The following is a 17,659-nucleotide window of genomic DNA, read 5'->3' on the forward strand; positions in this document are numbered from 1 at the left end:
GCTAGGGGCTGCCCGCGCAGTTCGTAGGGGCTACCCGCGCAGTTCGAAGGAGATGTGCGGGGACAGCGCGCGGAGGAAGTCCCGGGCGTCGAAGATCTCGCCGGCGGAGGCGACGCCGGTCGTCCTGGTGCGTCCGGTGAGGATGCGGTCGAGCGCCTCCACCACGAGCGGCGCGGTGACGGCGTAGATGTCCCGGCCCCGCGCCACGGCACGCCGTTCGGCGCCGCCGGAGCGCACCACGACGTCGACGAGGAAGGTCTGCCCGGACCGCCCGCGCTCGTCGACCGGGCTCGGAGAGGGGGTGTCCGGGGCCGCCAGTTCCCCGGCCGCCTCGACGGTCATGTAGGTGCACACCTCGGAGACGGCGAAGTGGCTGGGCACGGTGACCACGTCGGCCATCGAGAACTCCCCGAGAACGGCGCGCGGGCCCATCGGCTCGGGGAACGGCCACTCCAGGGCGGGCAGGGCGCCCTCGACGTACTCCAACCGCCCTCCGGTGTAGCGGACGCGCCGGCCGCCGCGCCGCTCCCGGGAGACCGCGCCCGCCGCGCGCGTCCCGGCGGTGGGGTGCCAGCCGCTCAGCCCGTACGCGATGTGCGCCTCGTCGGCCGTCGTCCACTCGCCCATCGCGGCGGTGACCAGCAGGTCGCCGAAGCCGCCGTAGAAGGCCATCGCGGGGACGACCACCGTTCCCGCGGCCTCGGCCGGCTCCGCGAAGTGCGCGAACGTGTCGAGGTTGGCCTCGATCTCGGCCGCCACGTCCACGTACGGGATCCCGGCGCGCAGGGCCGCCTCGATCACGGGGCCGGCCGTCGTGGCGAACGGCCCGGCGCAGTTGACCACCGCCGCGGCGCCGGTCAGCGCCCGGTCGAGGGACGCCGGATCGTCGACCGTGGCCGGCCGGACGTCCAGGCCCGGCCACGAGGCCGCCAGTTCCTTCAGCTTCTCGGCGTCCCGGCCGGAGAGGACCGGCGTGAACCCGCGCTCCAGCAGTTCGGCCACCACGAACCGGCCGGTGTGCCCGTACGCGCCGAACACCGTCACCGCCTGCCCCGACTCCATGGGTTCTCCCCCGCGCTCGAAGTGAACTGCCTTGATCCGTAAGGACATCCTGGCGAGAACGGGCGCCGCGCACGAGTGTCCGGAACGCCATGGCCCGTACAATTCCGGACATGACCTCTGTCGCGCTGGCCGTCACCGACGGGATGCTGCACTTCGAACTGGCCCTGGCCTGCGAGGTCTTCGGCTCCGCTCCGGACGCCGTGCGGGTGCCCTGGTACGACCTCGCGCTCTGCGGGCCGAAGGCGGTGCGCGTCGGACCGTTCCGGCTGGAGCCCGACCGCGGCCTCGACCGGCTCCCGTACGCCGACACGGTGATCGTCCCGGGCTGGGCCGACGTCGACCGGGAGCCGCCCGCCGCCCTCGTCGACGCGGTGCGCGCGGCCCACGAGGCGGGTGCGCGCGTGGCCTCCCTGTGCACCGGCGCGTTCGTCCTGGCCGCCGCCGGGCTGCTGGACGGGAGGCGCGCGACCACGCACTGGGCGCACACCCGGACCCTGGCCACCCGCCATCCCCGGGTGCTGGTGGACCCGGACGTCCTGTACGTGGACGACGGCGGCGTGCTCACCTCCGCCGGCAAGGCCGCCGCCATGGACCTGTGCCTGCACCTCGTCCGCCTCGACCACGGCTCCTCGGTCGCCAACACCGTCGCCCGCAACCTGGTCGTGCCCCCGCACCGGGACGGCGGCCAGGCCCAGTTCGTCAGCACGCCGGTGCCCGCACCCGACCACCATCCGCTCGCCGAGCTGTTCCCCTGGGTCATCGAGCGGCTGGACCGTCCGCTGACCGTGGAGGACCTGGCCCGCCGGGCGCGGATGAGCTCGCGCAACCTGGGCCGCCACTTCAGGTCGGTGACCGGCACCACCCCGCTCCAGTGGCTGCTGACCCAACGGATCCGCCATGCGCAGGAGTTGCTGGAGACCACCGACGCGGGCGTCGACGCCATCGCGGCGGCCACCGGCATGGGAACCGGGACGACACTGCGCCGGCACTTCAACCGCACGGTGGGCGTGCCCCCGGACGCCTACCGCCGCACCTTCCGCGCACGGACCCGCCCCGGCCCCGCGCCCGCGGACAGCACCACGGCGGGGACCGATACGGGGACCGGTACGGGCACCACGACGGGAAGCCCCGCGGCGGGGACAATGGCGGCATGGCAGCAGAGAGCAACCGCCACCCCGCCCACGCCGAGCTGACGAAGCGCTGGGCGGACACCGTCCTGGCCGCACGTGAGGACGAGGGCGGGTCCGGCCCCGCGCCGGATCCCTACGGGGCCGACCTCCTGGCCCGCTGGGCCGAGCCCCGGCGCCGGTACCACACCACCGACCATCTCCTCGCGGTCCTCGGCCACATCGACGTGCTGGAGGCCCACGGGGAGCGCCCCGGCGATCCGGCCGCCGTGCGCCTGGCCGCCTGGTTCCACGACGCCGTGTACCTCCCGGACCGTTCGGAGAACGAGGAGCGCTCCGCCCGGCTCGCCGAACGCGCGCTGGCCGAACTGGGCGTCGGCCCGGACCGCACCGCCGAGGTCGCCCGGCTCGTCCGGCTCACCGTCTCCCACGACCCCGCCGGCCACGACACCGACGGTGCCGTCCTGTGCGACGCGGATCTCGCGATCCTGGCCTCGCCCCCGGCCGCGTACGCCGCCTACACCGCCGCCGTCCGCGAGGAGTACGCCTTCGTCCCCGACGACGCCTTCCGTGTGGGACGCGCGGCCGTCCTGCGTCAACTCCTCGACCTGCCGAGGCTGTTCAGGACTCCGTACGGCGAACGCGTCTGGGCGGCACCGGCCCGCCGGAACATGGAGGACGAACTGGCGTCGCTGACGGAAGCCTGACGGCCGCCGCCGTCCGTCCGACCCTCATGGCCAGGAAACCCGTACGCTCCGAGAGGTGATCCGTCCTATTCTCGGCCGCATGACAGACATGGGCGGGGATCAGATCGAGGAAGCCGTAGCGGGCTGCGCCGCGCTGCTGCGGGCGGCGGCCGGACGTGACTGGGACGGCGTACGGGCGGGACGGCTGGAGTGGAGCTGCCGGCGGACCGCCGAACACATCGCGAGCGACCTCATCGCGTACGCCGGGCAGTTGGCCGGGCGGTCCGCCACGGCGTACGTGCCGTTCGACATCACGGTGGACGAGGGCACCGGCGACGCGGGGGTCGTCGACGTGATCGAGACGACCGGCGCCCTGCTCGCCGCCGCCGTCCGCACGACCCCGCGCGAGGTGCGCGCCTTCCACCCGTACCCGTTCCGCAGCGCGAACCGCGAGGGCTTCGCCGCGATGGGGGTCACCGAGGTCCTGCTGCACACGCACGACATCGCCGAGGGCCTCGGCCTGGAGTACGAGCCGCCGGCCGAGCTGTGCGCCCGGGTCCTCACCACGATCTTCCCGCACGTGCGCCCCGAGCCCGACGCCCCGTGGAACACGCTCCTGTGGGCCACCGGACGCGGCGACCTGCCCGGCCGGGAACCGCTCACCGAGTGGCGCTGGAACAACAACCTGGTGATCGACACCGAGCGGCTCACCCTCCAGGGGGTCACCCCGGCCGCCGCCGCCGATCTGCACGCGGGCGGCACGGGCGGCTTCGCGTGGATCGAGGGCGGCCCGTTCGAGGGCTCCCGGTTCGCCGCCGGAATGGTCGCGAGCTCCTACGAGAAGGGGGAGCACCGGCCGGAATGGGGGATGTTCGCGCTCGTACGGCGCGAGGACGGTCTGGCGGTGGGCGGGATCGGCTTCCACGGCGCGCCCGACGAGGAGGGCCGCGCCGAGGTCGGCTACGACCTCGCGGAGAACGCCCGAGGCCGGGGCTACGCCACCGAGGCCCTGCGCGCCCTGGCCGAAACGGCCCTCGCCCGCGACGGCGTCAAGCTCCTGATCGCCACCATCGAGCAGGAGAACGCCCCCTCGCAACGGGTCATCGCCCGCGCCGGTTTCACCCGGGCGAGCGAGGACGTGGAGAAGTCCGCCCGCGAACTGCACGGCCTGGAGGAGTCCTTGAGGCTGTACTCCCGCGAGGCCTGAGCCTGTGCGAGGGCCTCGAGCCCTCCCGTGGACCGGCCCGGTCAGCGCGTCCGCTTGCGCCGGCGCAGTCCCGCGCCGTGCAGCAGTCGCACGACCTCACGGCTGCTGACCTCCACCGCTCCGGCGGCGACCGCGTCGTCGTAGCGGTGCGAGGGGATGTCGTAGTGGTCGCGCTCGAAGGCCCTCGGGGGCGCGCCCAGCCGGTCGGCGAACGCGTGGAGTTCGTCGTAGGAGACATCGCTGATCAGGTGGGACCACACCCGGCCGTGGCCCGGCCAGGTGGGGGGATCGATGTACACGGTCACGAGGGCGGATTCGTGCCGGTCGCCGAGCCGAGCGCGCCCACCGGGGAGATCTTCACGCCCGCCTGGTGGCACACCCAGTGCGGGTCGGGGCCCAACTCGGGTTCCACCTCCAGGGCGTGCGGGTCGCCGCTGGAGCACACCGGGCACAGCGGCCACCGTCCGTGCCGCTCCAGGATCGCGTCCTGCACGTCCTGGGCGACGAGCCCGGCGACGAACCCGGCGCCTTCCGGCCACTGCTCGACCCACCAGCGGCGCTGCACCACCGAGTCCTCGACCAGGGAGACGACGTCCGCCTCGGCCACCTGGCCCGCGATCAGGTCGGCGAGCACACGGGCGCGCGCCGCGTGCAACGCCTGCTCCAAGGGGCTGAGGGGGTTACCGGTGGGGTCCATGTCCTCATTGTGCGCACCCTTGACCGTATGCCCCAAAGGAAAATATCTTTCATGGTGTGACCCATGACGTGAAGGAAATTTTCGCGGGTGAGGCACCGCCCGCCCCCGCGGCCCTCGCGGCCAAGGTGCGGACCCTCGCCCCCTCGATGACACGCTCCATGCAGCGGGTCGCCGAGGCCGTCGCCGGTGACCCGGCCGGGTGCGCGGCCCTCACGGTCACCGGACTCGCCGAGCTCACCGGCACCAGCGAGGCCACGGTCGTCCGCACGGCCCGCCTCCTCGGCTACCCCGGATACCGCGACCTGCGCCTCGCGCTCGCCGGGCTCGCCGCGCAGCAGCAGTCGGGCCGGGCCCCCGCCGTCACCGCCGACATAGCGGTCGACGACCCCATCGCCGACGTCGTCGCCAAGCTCGCCTACGACGAGCAGCAGACCCTCGCCGACACCGCCGCCGCACTCGACACGGTCCAGCTCGGCGCCGCCGTCGCCGCCATCGCCACCGCCCGCCGCGTCGACATCTACGGTGTCGGCGCGTCCGGGCTCGTCGCCCAGGACCTCCTGCAGAAACTCCTGCGGATCGGGCTCATGGCCCACGCGCACAGCGACCCGCACCTCGCGGTGACGGGCGCGGTGCAGCTGCGCGCCAAGGACGTGGCGATAGCCATCACGCACTCCGGCTCGACCGGCGACGTCATCGAACCGCTGCGGGTCGCCTTCGAGCACGGGGCGACGACGGTGGCGATCACCGGCCGCCCGAACGGACCGGTCGCGCAGTACGCCGACCACGTCCTCACCACCTCGACCGCCCGTGAGAGCGAGCTGCGCCCGGCGGCCATGTCGTCGCGCACCAGCCAGCTCCTGGTGGTGGACTGTCTGTTCGTGGGGGTCGCCCAGCGCACCTACGAGACGGCGGCGCCCGCGCTGTCCGCCTCGTACGAGGCCCTGGCGCACCGCCACTCCCCGCGCGGCGGCCGCTAGCCGCGCCGCACGACCGGCGGACCCGGGCTCCAGGGCCGCGACGCCGGCCGGCGGACCTGGAGCCGGCGCCCCGGGACACACCGGGAAACTTGAACCAGCGGGGAGAGCGCGGTCCCGCGGGCGGCTGTCGGCGCTCGCGCGGCGGTGCCGCGCGTCGTCCCGGCCCGCGCCCCGCTCCCGGGGCCGCGGATACGACACCTCACCGGAAAGAGCCGACCCTGTCATGACCTCCATGCCCAACCACGGTGATCTTCGAGCAGAGTTGGAGACGCTGACCACCGAGGCGTTCCGCCCCGAACTGTCGGACATCGACCGCCTGTCCACGCTGGAGATCGCGCGGCTCATGAACGGCGAGGACACGACGGTGCCCGCGGCCGTCGCCGCGCAGCTCCCGCTCATCGCCGCCGCGATCGACGGCATCGCGGAGCGCATGGCCCGCGGCGGCCGCCTCGTCTACGCGGGCGCCGGCACCGCGGGCCGCCTCGGCGTCCTGGACGCCTCGGAGTGCCCGCCGACCTTCAACACCGATCCCTCCCGGGTCGTCGGCGTGATCGCGGGCGGCCCGACCGCCATGGTCACCTCGATCGAGGGCGCCGAGGACTCCCGGGAACTCGCGGCGGCCGACCTGGACGCGCTCGCCCTGACGGCCGACGACACCGTGGTCGGCGTCTCCGCCTCGGGCCGTACCCCGTACGCCGTCGGCGCGGTCGAGCACGCCCGCAAACAGGGCGCGCTCACGGTCGGCCTGTCCTGCAACGCGCACAGCGCGCTCGCCTCCGCCGCGGACCACGGCATCGAGGTCGTGGTCGGCCCCGAACTGCTCACGGGCTCCACCCGGCTGAAGTCCGGCACCGCGCAGAAGCTCGTCCTCAACATGCTCTCGACGATCACGATGATCCGGCTCGGCAAGACGTACGGGAACCTGATGGTCGACGTACGGGCCTCGAACGAGAAGCTGCGGGCCCGCTCCCGCCGCATCGTCGCCCTCGCCACCGGGGCCTCCGACGAGGAGATCGAGCGCGCGCTCGCCGCCACCGACGGCGAGGTGAAGAGCGCCATCCTGACGATCCTCGGCGGCGTCGACGGGCCCACCGCCGCCCGCCTTCTGGAGGACGCGGAGGGCCATCTGCGCGCCGCGCTGGCGGCTTCGGCCGGCTGACCAGCACGCTCGGGGAGTGAGCACACCGGACTCCATCACAGCGGCGGCCATCCTCCCCCTCGTGGGCGGACCCGCGAACGTCCTCACCGTCGCCCACTGCATGACCCGGCTCCGGCTGGGTCTGCGGGACGGCGGCCTGGTGGACGAGGCGGGCCTGCGGGCCCTGCCCGCCGTCCTCGGCCTGGTCGCGGACGACGGCTCGTACCAGATCGTGCTGGGCCCCGGCACGGTCGCCCGGGTGACGCCCGCCTTCGAGGCGCTGCTGGCGAGCGCCCCGGCACCCCTCGCCCCGCACGGCGCGGAACCGGCCACCGCTCCGGCCACCGCGCCGGGTGCCGAATCCGGTGCCGGACCGGGTGCCGGACCCGGTGCCGAAGCGGCGACCACAGCGGACCGGCTCGCCCTGCGCGGCGCCGAGCTGAAGGCCTCCCGGTCCCGCCGCAACGCCACCCCCCTCAAGCTGTTCCTGCGGCGCGTCGCGGACGTCTTCGTGCCCCTGATCCCCGCCCTGATCGGCTGCGGGGTCATCGCCGGCCTCAACGGCCTGCTGATCAACCTCGGGGTGCTGAGGGGCCTGACCCCCGCCCTGACCGCCATCGCCGCCGGGTTCATGGCGCTGATCGCCGTATTCGTGGGATTCAACACGGCCAAGGTGTTCGGCGGCACCCCGGTCCTGGGCGGCGCGGTGGCCTCGGTCGTCGTGTACGCGGGGGTCGCCAAGGTGACCGTCCTCGGGGTGACGCTCGCCCCCGGCCAGGGCGGTGTCCTCGGCGCCCTGGCCGCCGCCCTGCTCGGGACGTACGTGGAGAAGTGGTGCCGCCGCTGGGTGCCGCCGACCCTGGACGTCCTGGTCACCCCCACCCTCACCGTGCTGCTGACCGGCCTGGTCACCCTGTACGCGCTGATGTACGCGGCCGGTGAGCTCTCCGCCGCCATCGGCACCGCCGCCGCCTGGCTGCTCTCCACCACCGGCGCCCTCGCCGGGCTCGTCCTCGGCGCCCTGTTCCTCCCCCTGGTCATGCTGGGCCTGCACCAGGCCCTCATCCCCATCCACACCACGCTCATCGAACAGCAGGGCTACACCGTCCTGCTGCCCGTGCTCGCCATGGCGGGCGCGGGCCAGGTGGGCGCCGCCCTCGCGGTCTACGTCCGGCTGCGCCACGACACCTCGCTCCGTACGACGATCAGATCGGCACTCCCGGCCGGGCTCCTCGGCGTCGGCGAGCCCCTGATCTACGGCGTCTCCCTGCCCCTCGGCCGTCCCTTCGTCACGGCCTGCGCGGGCGGAGCGGCGGGCGGCGCGTTCATCGGCTTCTTCTCGATGCTGGGCGACCGTGTCGGCTCGACCGCCATCGGACCCTCCGGCGTGGCCCTGTTCCCGCTGCTGTCCGGCAACCGGGGCCTCGCCGTCACCGCGGCGATCTACGCGGGCGGCCTGCTGACCGGGTACGCCGTCGGGTTCGCGGCCACCTACTTCTTCGGCCTCGGCGGCACCCTCCGGAACGGTCCCGACGGCGGACTCGACCGTGACACCGGCGGCGCGTCACCGGCCCACCGGTCGGAACAGGCCGCCGTGTAGCCGAGCTGTCGGCGGCGCATGCGACGCTGGGAGCATGAACCACGCACAGCTGGCCGAACTGGGCCGCGCCCTGCGGGTGCTCGGAGAGCACGGCGACGCCCTGAGCACCGACACCCCCGACGCCAAGCTGCACGAGGTCAAGGCGGACCTGAAGCGGGCCCTGAGCCTGCTCGACGAGACGGTGGCGACGGCCAAGCCGACCACCCGCTGCTCCGAGCACCCGAACGGCCCGGTGGACGAGAGCGCCCCGGACCGCTGTCTGCTCTGCGAGACCCGCCGCCGCACCGCCCGCCGCACCGAGGTCAACGACGCGTACACGCAGGGCCGGCCACTCGCCCCGGACGAGCTGCCCGACCGCACGATGTCCCGCTACGGAGTGCGCGGCGACCGCCCCCAGCCCCAGCAGCGCTGGCTCCCGGAGGTCTGGAACGGCCAGACGTGGCTCCTGTGCGGCACTCCCCGCCGCGACCGCCAGGAGGCCGAGCGCTACCTCGCCGCCGAGCGCCGGGCCCCCCGCCCCGGCATGGCCTACCGCCTCGTCCACGAGTTCACGGACTACGAGGTGCTCCGCATCTGGGGCACCCCGGTCAAGGTCGACATCGAGCCGATGGGCAACCTCTAGGCAGGCCGGAGAACCTTCAGGCAGGCCAGGGCTCAGGCAGGCCGGGGGCCCGGAGGCGGGCCCCCTCTCCCCGGCTCCCGGGTCAGGGCAGCCGCCCCTCCGCGTTGATCCGTCGCACCCGGGCCCGCAGCACCTCCCCCGGTGGCGCCTCGCCGAGGGCCTCGGGCGGACAGTCCCACTCGATCCCCCCGCCGGGCGGCCGCAGTTGTACGAGGCCGCCCTCGCGCCCCATCACCTGCCCGAGCCGCCCGTCCCGCACGTCGATCGCGTACTCCTCGCCGGACGCCATCTCCATACCCACCGATCCCTCCACACTGAGTGTTCCCATTCACCACCCAGCGTGACCGGCATGCTCGTAACCTGGCCAGAGTCGGCGCTCCAACAACCCCACCTGTTGGACGGGAAGTCGCCATGCCCAACCCCAAGGACCTCGACCCCTCCTCCTCCCCACGCGCCATGATCGGCGCGGAGCTGCGGCACGCCCGCGAGAACGCCGGCCTCAGCCAGTCCGAACTGGGCGAACCCCTCTTCGTCAGCGGTTCCTTCATCGGCCAACTGGAGTCGGGCACACGCCGCCTCCAGCTCGAGTACGCCGTCCAGATAGACGAGATCCTCGGGACCAAGGGCTTCTTCGAGCGCAATTGCAGGGCGCTGGCGAGGTCGAAGTACCCGGACCACTTCGTGGAGGCGGCTGAGGCGGAGGCGGTTGCGACGGGGATCAGGGAGTATGCGCCGGCACTCGTCCCCGGCCTCCTGCAGACACGAGGGTATGCCCAGGCAATGTTCCGCCGGGGACGCCCGACGGCAACAGCGCAGGTCATCGACGAGTTGGTCGCGGCCCGACTGGAGCGTGGGCGCCTGCTCGACGATCCAACAAAGCCGCTGTTGTGGGCGATCCTTGACGAGGCCGTGCTGCGCCGAAGGGTAGGAGAACGGCCAGTCATGGCCGAAGCCCTACGTCACATTGCCACCCTGGCGGAAGAGCACCGGGTCATCGTGCAAGTGCTGCCCTTCGCAGCGGGAGCCCACATGGCCATGGAAGGCTCCCTCAAGCTGATGACCTTCGACGATGCAGCGCCTCTCGCCTACCTGCAAGGCTTGGGGACAGGCCGGCTGGAGGACGACCCAGCCACCGTCGCCCACCATGACCTGACCTTCCATCTCCTCGCGGCCAACGCACTCTCACCGCACGAATCACTGGCTCTGGTCCGCTCGGTGGCAGAGGATTACGCGCATGAGCGACAGCCCTAAGTACGCCCTGCGCAAGGCCACTTGGCGCAAGTCCAGCTACAGCGGAGCAAGCGGCGGCGACTGCCTGGAAGTTGCCCTCACCGAAGGCCACCCCACCCGCATCCCCGTTCGGGACTCCAAGAACCCCGGTCCCCTGATCGCCTTCGGTGCCGCCGCGTGGGGCGCCTTCGTGGGCCACGTCGGTACCACCGGCTGACCGGCACGAGGCGCGCAAAAAAGGGACGGCGCCCGCGTACAGCGGGCGCCGTCCCTCCCCCGTTCCCCCCGTTACCGGGAAGCTGTCAGCTCAGCGAGCCCAGCGCCGCCGCGTCGTACGGGGCCAGGTCCTCGAAGCGGCCGGCCAGGACCTTCGCCGCCCACTCGGGGTCCTGGAGCAGCGCGCGGCCGACGGCGACGAGGTCGAACTCGTCGCGCTCCATGCGGTCGAGAAGGTCGTCGATGCCCTTGACCGGGGAGCCCTCGCCCACGAAGGCCTTGATGAAGTCGCCGTCCAGGCCGACCGAGCCGACGGTGATGGTGGGCTTGCCCGTCAGCTTCTTCGTCCAGCCGGCGAGGTTGAGGTCGGAACCGTCGAACTCGGGCACCCAGTAGCGGCGGGTGGAGGCGTGGAAGGAGTCGACGCCGGCCGCGGCGAGCGGGGCGAGGATCGCCTCCAGCTCCTCCGGGGTCTCGGCGAGCCGGGCGTCGTAGGCCTGCTGCTTCCACTGCGAGTAGCGGAAGATGACGGGGAACTCGGGCGAGATCGCGGCGCGCACCGCGGCGACGATCTCCGCCGAGAACTTGGTGCGGGCCACCGGGTCGCCGCCGTACGCGTCCTCGCGCCGGTTGGTGCCCGCCCAGTGGAACTGGTCGAGCAGGTAGCCGTGGGCTCCGTGCAGTTCGACACCGTCGAAGCCGATGCGCTCGGCGTCCGCGGCGGCCTTGGCGAACGCCTCGATGACGTCGTCGAGGTCCTGCTGGGTCATGCTCTTGCCGGTGACCTCGGCGCCCTCCTTGTAGAGGCCGGAGGGGCCGACGGGCGGGGCGTCCGCGATGGGCGGCTCGCCCGCCTTGCGGACCATGCCGATGTGCCAGAGCTGCGGGACGATCGTGCCGCCCGCCGCGTGCACGGCGTCGGCGACCTTCGCCCATCCGGCGAGCTGGTCCTCGCCGTGGAAGCGCGGCACCGCGTCGCTCTGTCCGGCCGAGTCGTGGCCGACGTAGGTGCCCTCGGTGACGATCAGGCCGACGCCCGCGGCGGCGCGGCGGGAGTAGTAGCCGACGACGTCCTCCCCCGGTACACCGCCCGGCGAGAACATCCGGGTCATCGGGGCCATGGCGATCCGGTTCGGGACGGTCAGGCCGTTGATCGAGACGGGACGGGACAGGATCTCGGCTGCGCGGGTCGCGGCGTCAGTGGTCACGTGGGGGCTCCTCGAAGAGGTGGTCGGTATGACGTCGAGCGGTCTGCGAAGCAGGAGATTCCGTGCGGTATGTGCACATGCATCAACTGCTCGTCAGCGTCAACCTCCACACCGGGCGGGGCATTCCGCCGCACCCGCGCCCACCCCTGTGATCCGGGCCACGTCGGGGGCGGGGGCCGGCCCCGGAAGCCGTCCGGGGCGGGCCGGGAAACGCCCGAGGGCGGCACCCCCCTTGCGGGAGGGTGCCGCCCTCGGAACGTCAGGACGGTTGATCGACCGGGGTCGATCAGAAGTCCATGTCACCGCCCGGCATGCCGCCCGGAGCGGCCGCGGAGGCCTTCTCCGGCTTGTCGGCGATGACGGCCTCGGTGGTCAGGAACAGCGCGGCGATGGAGGCGGCGTTCTGCAGGGCAGAGCGCGTCACCTTCGCCGGGTCGATGATGCCTTCGGCGATCATGTCGACGTACTCACCGGTCGCGGCGTTCAGGCCGTGGCCGACGGGCAGGTTGCGCACCTTCTCGACGATGACGCCACCCTCGAGACCACCGTTGACGGCGATCTGCTTGAGCGGGGCCTCCAGGGCCAGACGCACGGCGTTGGCGCCGGTCGCCTCGTCACCCGTGAGCTCGAGCTTCTCGAAGACCGAGGAAGCCTGGAGCAGGGCCACGCCACCACCGGCGACGATGCCCTCCTCGACGGCCGCCTTCGCGTTGCGAACGGCGTCCTCGATGCGGTGCTTGCGCTCCTTGAGCTCGACCTCGGTGGCGGCACCGGCCTTGATGACGGCCACGCCGCCGGCCAGCTTCGCCAGACGCTCCTGGAGCTTCTCGCGGTCGTAGTCCGAGTCCGAGTTCTCGATCTCGGCACGGATCTGGTTCACACGGCCGGCGACCTGGTCGGCGGAGCCGGACCCGTCGACGATCGTGGTCTCGTCCTTGGTGATGACGACCTTGCGGGCGCGGCCCAGCAGGTCCAGACCCGCGTTCTCCAGCTTGAGGCCGACCTCCTCGGAGATGACCTCGCCGCCCGTGAGGATGGCGATGTCGCCGAGCATGGCCTTGCGGCGGTCACCGAAGCCCGGAGCCTTGACGGCGACGGACTTGAAGGTGCCACGGATCTTGTTGACGACCAGGGTCGACAGGGCCTCGCCCTCGACGTCCTCGGCGATGATCAGCAGGGGCTTGCCGCCCTGCATGACCTTCTCCAGGAGCGGGAGCAGGTCCTTCACGTTCGCGATCTTGGAGTTCGCGATCAGGATGTACGGGTCGTCGAGGACGGCCTCCATACGCTCCATGTCGGTGGCGAAGTACGCCGAGATGTAGCCCTTGTCGAAGCGCATACCCTCGGTGAGCTCCAGCTCCAGACCGAAGGTCTGGGACTCCTCGACGGTGATGACGCCTTCCTTGCCGACCTTGTCCATCGCCTCGGCGATGAGCTCGCCGATCTGGGTGTCGGCGGCGGAGATGGAGGCCGTCGAAGCGATCTGCTCCTTGGTCTCGACATCCTTCGCCTGCTCCAGCAGGGCACCGGAGACGGCCTCGACGGCCTTCTCGATACCGCGCTTGAGGGCCATCGGGTTGGCGCCGGCGGCGACGTTGCGCAGACCCTCGCGCACGAGCGCCTGGGCCAGCACGGTCGCCGTGGTCGTACCGTCGCCGGCGACGTCGTCCGTCTTCTTGGCGACTTCCTTGACCAGCTCGGCGCCGATCTTCTCGTACGGGTCCTCGAGCTCGATCTCCTTGGCGATGGAAACACCATCGTTGGTGATCGTGGGGGCGCCCCACTTCTTCTCGAGGACGACGTTACGGCCCTTGGGGCCGAGGGTGACCTTGACGGCGTCAGCGAGCTGGTTCATCCCGCGCTCGAGACCGCGCCGTGCCTCCTCGTTGAACGCGATGATCTTGGCCATGTGAAGTGGTCCTCCCGGACGGGGTGGATTGCTCCGGATCGTGCCCGCGCCCGCGACGGACGGCCTGCGAGCCTTGTGGTTCCTTGCCCCACAGGCCCGCGGGCCTCGCTGACCCGATCCAAGTTCTGTCACTCTCACTGGGAGAGTGCTAACGCCAATGATTAGCACTCGACCACTGCGAGTGCAAGCGCCTCTCACGAAAACGGGGCCGATGGACGACCTCCGCACGCGCCCCGGAGGGCGGCCCCCGCGCGGCCCCCACGCGAGGGCGCTCGCGGGCGCGCGGGCGCGCGCAGGACGAGCGGAGGGCGGCCGAAGGCGGCCGGGGACGCACGAGGGGCCCGCATCCCCGATGGGATGCGGGCCCCTCGTACGTGAGTTGCGTCGGTGGTCGTTCGCGCCCGATCAGACGGCGAGTTTGACCATGTCCGCCTGCGGACCCTTCTGGCCCTGCGAGATTTCGAACTCCACTCGCTGACCCTCTTCAAGGGTGCGGTAGCCGTCCATCTGAATCGCGCTGTAGTGCACGAAGACGTCCGCACCACCGTCGACCGCGATGAAGCCGTACCCCTTCTCCGCGTTGAACCACTTGACGGTGCCCTGAGCCATGCCTAACTCCCCTATTACTGGCCCTTGCACAGATCCACACTTCGCGGATCCGGGTCAGACCTCACCCCCCAACGGTTGGGGGTGTGCGCCGGAACGCGTCGACCGCGGCTGAATGTATCTGTCCAACTGCCCTCTGCAACAGGTCAATCGGACGAGAATTCTGGGCATGGCCGATCAATGATATGCGGAGAATGTGCAAGGATTCGGGGCAAGTCGGGCCCCGCAAATGCCATAAAATGCCCAAAAAGGCGAGCGAGTTTGGCTACTTCTTGTCGGCCCGCGAACGCCCACTCATATGCGTCCGGCATGAAACCAACATCCAAAGCGAAGCGACTTCCCCAACTCTAGCGCGTTCAACCCAATAGAATTGCCCCCTCCGTTTGTCTCACGGAGGGGGCAATTCTGTGAACGCGCTGTGTTCGGCATTACCGAGGGTAACGATCAGCCTCCGGCGACGGCCGGAATGATCGAAACGCCGACACCGTCCGGAGTCGCCGTCTCCAGGCCCTGCTCGAAGCGGACGTCGTCGTCGTTGACGTACACGTTGACGAAGCGGCGCAGCTTGCCCTGGTCGTCCAGGACGCGCGCGGCGATGCCCGTGTGGTTCTTCTCCAGGTCACTGATGACCTCGGCGAGGGTCGTGCCCTCGGCCGTCACCTCGGCGGCGCCACCGGTGTAGGTGCGCAGGATGGTGGGGATGCGGACGTTGACGCTCATGATGCGAGGCCAGCCTCTCGGAAGGAGTCGAGGTTCGGGCGGATGGTCGCGGTCAGCCCGGTGTCCGAGGCCACCGCGTCCAGGGTCTTGAGGCCGTCGCCGGTGTTCAGCACGACCGTGGTGAGGGTCGGGTCGAGGAGACCGTTCTCGATCAGCTTGCGGGTGACGCCGACGGTCACGCCGCCTGCCGTCTCCGCGAAGATGCCCTCGGTGCGCGCGAGCAGCTTGATCGCGTCGACGATCTGCTCGTCGTTCACGTCCTCCACCGCGCCGCCGGTGCGCCGCGCGATGTCCAGCACGTACGGCCCGTCCGCCGGGTTGCCGATGGCGAGCGACTTGGCGATGGTGTCCGGCTTCTGCGGCCGTACGACGTCGTGGCCGGCCTTGTAGGCGACGGAGACCGGGGAGCAGCCCTCGGCCTGGGCGCCGAAGATCTTGTAGGGCCTGTCCTCGACGAGCCCGAGCTTGATCAGCTCTTGGAGTCCCTTGTCGATCTTCGTGAGCTGGGAGCCGGAGGCGATCGGCACCACGAGCTGGTCGGGGAGCCTCCAGCCGAGCTGCTCGCAGATCTCGTACGCCAGGGTCTTGGAGCCCTCGGCGTAGTAGGGCCGCAGGTTGACGTTGACGAAGCCCCAGCCCTCGCCGGCCGGGTCGCCGATCAGCTCGGAGCAGAAGCGGTTCACGTCGTCGTAGTTGCCCTGGATGCCGACGAGCTCGCCGCCGTAGACCGCGGCCATGACGACCTTGCCCTGCTCCAGGTCGTGCGGGATGAACACGCAGGAACGGAAGCCGGCGCGGGCCGCCGCGGCGCCCACGGCGCCGGCGAGGTTGCCCGTGGAGGAGCAGGAGAGGGTGGTGAAGCCGAAGACGCGGGCCGCTTCGATGGCCTGGGCGACGACGCGGTCCTTGAAGGAGTGCGTCGGGTTGCCCGAGTCGTCCTTGACGAAGAGCTTTCCGGCGTCGACACCGAGCTCACGGGCCAGGTTGTCGGCCTGCACGAGCTTGGTCCAGCCGGGGTTGATGTTGGGCTTGTCCGCCACGTCCGCGGGGACGGGCAGCAGCGGCGCGTAGCGCCAGATGTTCGCGGGTCCCGCTTCGATGCGCTTGCGGAGTTCTTCGGTCTCGTAGGCCGAGAAGTCGTAGGCGATCTCCAGCGGGCCGAAACACTCCTCGCAGGCGAAGACCGGGCCGAGCGGGACGCGGTGCCCGCATTCGCGGCAGGAGAGCGCCGCGGCCGGGCCGAGGTCCACCGCTTCGGCGGAGTTCGTGGTACTTGCAACTGTCTGCGCAGCCATGGAGGCGAGGCCCTTTCCTCATCTTCCTCACGACGCACTTCGCCGTGAGACGGATTTGGCACCTTCCCGAGCCGGGAGCCTCGCGACACGATCGGCATCGATCGGTACGAGACCGGCTGGAGGGTTGCCGGGGCTTCATCGGGCCGTATCCCTCTGCCCCTCTGGATGAGCGGTATTTGATTGTTGAACCGTTGAACGCGATACGTACCGACGATCCAGGACATGCGATGGTCATCCGCGTTGTTCAAGACTGTAACCGAAGGCCAGGACAGTTGAGATAGTCGTCCGAACCGCGAGACGACGGCAATCGATCTGCCGCTGGCCGCAGCGGGCACGCCGATGAGAGCGTGTGATCAGACAGTGAGGAGCCGCAGACCGTGCTGAAAGACGTCGAAAGCTGGCTGAGCACACGCTCCTGGTCCGTGACCGACCGCCCGCTCCACAAGATCATGGCCGCGAAGCGCATCACGGGATCGACGGTCAGTGTCGTGCTGCCCGCGCTCAACGAGGAGGAGACGGTCGGCGAGATCGTCGCGATCATCCGCCACGACCTGATGCAGCAGGTGCCCCTCGTCGACGAGATCGTCGTCGTCGACTCCGGCTCGACGGACCGCACCTCCGCGGTCGCCGCCGCCGCGGGCGCGAGGGTCGTGCACCGCGACGACATCCTCCCGCGGATCCCGGCCGTGCCCGGCAAGGGCGAGGTGCTGTGGCGGTCGCTCCTCGTCACGAGCGGGGACATCGTCTGTTTCATCGACGCGGACCTCAAGGAGTTCTCGTCCGACTTCGTCTCCGGGATCGTGGGCCCGCTGCTCACCGATCCCGGCGTCGACCTGGTCAAGGCCATGTACGACCGCCCGCTGGGCGGCGCCTCGGGACAGGGCGGCCGGGTCACCGAGCTGATGGCCCGCCCCCTGCTGAACATGCACTGGCCGCAGCTCGCGGGCTTCGTCCAGCCGCTCGGCGGCGAGTACGCGGCCCGCCGCTCGCTGCTCGAACAGCTCCCCTTCCCCGTCGGCTACGGCATCGAACTCGGCATGCTGGTCGACGCCCTGCACCTGGTCGGCCTGGACGCCCTCGCCCAGGTCGACGTCGGGGTGCGCAAGCACCGCCACCAGGACGGCCAGGCGCTCGGCCGCATGGCCGCCGCGATCTACCGCACCGCCCAGCTCCGGCTGGCCCGCGGTCACCTGATCCGCCCCGCCCTCACCCAGTTCGAGCGCGACCGCGACGGTTTCCGGCCGCGCACCTACTCCGTGGACACGGAGGAAAGGCCGCCGATGAGCGAAATCTCCGAGTACCAGACGCGCAGAGCCGCGTAGTCCGGCGCCGACGGCCGCCGATCGCATACGGCCGAAG

General features: G+C 71.4%; 19 protein-coding genes and 1 riboswitch. Of the genes, 10 read left to right on the top strand and 9 right to left on the bottom strand.

Annotation, left to right across the window (positions count from 1 at the left end; all coding sequences use genetic code 11):
• Positions 1–30: 30 nt before the first annotated feature.
• Positions 31–1,062, bottom strand: coding sequence for a saccharopine dehydrogenase family protein (locus tag ACFYW9_RS10135; RefSeq protein ID WP_389147226.1), 1,032 nt, complete (start codon positions 1,060–1,062; stop codon positions 31–33).
• Positions 1,063–1,172: 110 nt separating this feature from the next.
• Between ACFYW9_RS10135 and ACFYW9_RS10140 the strand changes: the two genes are divergently transcribed.
• The 3 genes from ACFYW9_RS10140 to ACFYW9_RS10150 all read left to right on the top strand — a co-directional run bounded on the left by ACFYW9_RS10140 (position 1,173) and on the right by ACFYW9_RS10150 (position 4,082).
• The gene (locus tag ACFYW9_RS10140; protein WP_389147230.1) at positions 1,173–2,255 is read left to right on the top strand and encodes a helix-turn-helix domain-containing protein; all 1,083 of its coding nucleotides are present in this window, start codon (positions 1,173–1,175) and stop codon (positions 2,253–2,255) included.
• Positions 2,213–2,896, top strand: coding sequence for a hypothetical protein (locus ACFYW9_RS10145; RefSeq protein WP_389147232.1), 684 nt, complete (start codon positions 2,213–2,215; stop codon positions 2,894–2,896). The genes ACFYW9_RS10140 and ACFYW9_RS10145 overlap by 43 nt, the downstream gene beginning before the upstream one ends.
• Positions 2,897–2,999: 103 nt before the next feature.
• The gene (locus ACFYW9_RS10150; RefSeq protein WP_389147607.1) at positions 3,000–4,082 is read left to right on the top strand and encodes a GNAT family N-acetyltransferase; all 1,083 of its coding nucleotides are present in this window, start codon (positions 3,000–3,002) and stop codon (positions 4,080–4,082) included.
• A gap of 41 nt (positions 4,083–4,123) precedes the next feature.
• Here ACFYW9_RS10150 and ACFYW9_RS10155 read toward each other — a convergent pair whose 3' ends face one another.
• Positions 4,124–4,387, bottom strand: a complete 264-nt coding sequence (locus ACFYW9_RS10155; RefSeq protein ID WP_351860091.1) for a DUF4031 domain-containing protein — start codon at positions 4,385–4,387, stop codon at positions 4,124–4,126.
• The gene (locus ACFYW9_RS10160) at positions 4,384–4,779 is read right to left on the bottom strand and encodes a hypothetical protein (protein ID WP_351860093.1); all 396 of its coding nucleotides are present in this window, start codon (positions 4,777–4,779) and stop codon (positions 4,384–4,386) included. The genes ACFYW9_RS10155 and ACFYW9_RS10160 overlap by 4 nt, the downstream gene beginning before the upstream one ends.
• A gap of 56 nt (positions 4,780–4,835) precedes the next feature.
• On the opposite strand from ACFYW9_RS10160, the gene ACFYW9_RS10165 reads away from it, so the two are divergent.
• From ACFYW9_RS10165 to ACFYW9_RS10180, 4 genes are all read left to right on the top strand, one after another.
• Positions 4,836–5,756, top strand: a complete 921-nt coding sequence (locus tag ACFYW9_RS10165; RefSeq protein WP_328451186.1) for a MurR/RpiR family transcriptional regulator — start codon at positions 4,836–4,838, stop codon at positions 5,754–5,756.
• A 223-nt stretch (positions 5,757–5,979) separates the two neighbouring features.
• On the top strand, positions 5,980–6,915 hold the full coding sequence (gene murQ / locus ACFYW9_RS10170) for an N-acetylmuramic acid 6-phosphate etherase (protein ID WP_389147237.1): 936 nt from the start codon (positions 5,980–5,982) through the stop codon (positions 6,913–6,915).
• Positions 6,916–6,931: 16 nt separating this feature from the next.
• Positions 6,932–8,494 (top strand): PTS transporter subunit EIIC, encoded by a 1,563-nt coding sequence (locus ACFYW9_RS10175; RefSeq protein WP_389147240.1) that lies wholly within the window; start codon positions 6,932–6,934, stop codon positions 8,492–8,494.
• A gap of 34 nt (positions 8,495–8,528) precedes the next feature.
• Positions 8,529–9,116, top strand: a complete 588-nt coding sequence (locus tag ACFYW9_RS10180; protein WP_351860100.1) for a hypothetical protein — start codon at positions 8,529–8,531, stop codon at positions 9,114–9,116.
• An 82-nt stretch (positions 9,117–9,198) separates the two neighbouring features.
• Here ACFYW9_RS10180 and ACFYW9_RS10185 read toward each other — a convergent pair whose 3' ends face one another.
• Positions 9,199–9,405 (bottom strand): hypothetical protein, encoded by a 207-nt coding sequence (locus ACFYW9_RS10185; RefSeq protein ID WP_351860388.1) that lies wholly within the window; start codon positions 9,403–9,405, stop codon positions 9,199–9,201.
• Positions 9,406–9,527: 122 nt separating this feature from the next.
• On the opposite strand from ACFYW9_RS10185, the gene ACFYW9_RS10190 reads away from it, so the two are divergent.
• Entirely contained in the window at positions 9,528–10,367 is an 840-nt protein-coding gene (locus ACFYW9_RS10190) for a helix-turn-helix domain-containing protein (protein WP_389147244.1), read from the top strand.
• On the top strand, positions 10,351–10,563 hold the full coding sequence (locus ACFYW9_RS10195) for a DUF397 domain-containing protein (protein WP_389147247.1): 213 nt from the start codon (positions 10,351–10,353) through the stop codon (positions 10,561–10,563). The genes ACFYW9_RS10190 and ACFYW9_RS10195 overlap by 17 nt, the downstream gene beginning before the upstream one ends.
• 85 nt (positions 10,564–10,648) lie before the next feature.
• Here the strand turns inward: ACFYW9_RS10195 and ACFYW9_RS10200 are convergent, their stop codons facing one another.
• The 5 genes from ACFYW9_RS10200 to thrC all read right to left on the bottom strand — a co-directional run bounded on the left by ACFYW9_RS10200 (position 10,649) and on the right by thrC (position 16,300).
• Positions 10,649–11,770 (bottom strand): NADH:flavin oxidoreductase, encoded by a 1,122-nt coding sequence (locus ACFYW9_RS10200; RefSeq protein ID WP_389147250.1) that lies wholly within the window; start codon positions 11,768–11,770, stop codon positions 10,649–10,651.
• A gap of 286 nt (positions 11,771–12,056) precedes the next feature.
• Positions 12,057–13,679 (bottom strand): chaperonin GroEL, encoded by a 1,623-nt coding sequence (groL, locus tag ACFYW9_RS10205; RefSeq protein ID WP_328554839.1) that lies wholly within the window; start codon positions 13,677–13,679, stop codon positions 12,057–12,059.
• Between the two features lie 405 nt (positions 13,680–14,084).
• Positions 14,085–14,288 carry a cold-shock protein gene (locus ACFYW9_RS10210; RefSeq protein WP_005315736.1) on the bottom strand — a complete coding sequence of 68 codons (204 nt, stop codon included), beginning with the start codon at positions 14,286–14,288 and terminating at the stop codon, positions 14,085–14,087.
• Between the two features lie 441 nt (positions 14,289–14,729).
• The gene (locus ACFYW9_RS10215) at positions 14,730–15,005 is read right to left on the bottom strand and encodes a MoaD/ThiS family protein (RefSeq protein WP_326787048.1); all 276 of its coding nucleotides are present in this window, start codon (positions 15,003–15,005) and stop codon (positions 14,730–14,732) included.
• A complete protein-coding gene (gene thrC, locus ACFYW9_RS10220; RefSeq protein WP_389147256.1) occupies positions 15,002–16,300 on the bottom strand; it encodes a threonine synthase in 1,299 nt (432 codons plus the stop codon). The genes ACFYW9_RS10215 and thrC overlap by 4 nt, the downstream gene beginning before the upstream one ends.
• Positions 16,301–16,315: 15 nt before the next feature.
• Positions 16,316–16,472: riboswitch (SAM riboswitch) on the bottom strand.
• A gap of 205 nt (positions 16,473–16,677) precedes the next feature.
• On the opposite strand from thrC, the gene ACFYW9_RS10225 reads away from it, so the two are divergent.
• The gene (locus tag ACFYW9_RS10225) at positions 16,678–17,622 is read left to right on the top strand and encodes a glucosyl-3-phosphoglycerate synthase (protein ID WP_351860109.1); all 945 of its coding nucleotides are present in this window, start codon (positions 16,678–16,680) and stop codon (positions 17,620–17,622) included.
• The last annotated feature ends 37 nt before the right edge of the window (positions 17,623–17,659 follow it).

It is taken from the genome of Streptomyces sp. NPDC002698, from assembly GCF_042888945.1.
Classification (GTDB): Bacteria; Actinomycetota; Actinomycetes; order Streptomycetales; family Streptomycetaceae; genus Streptomyces.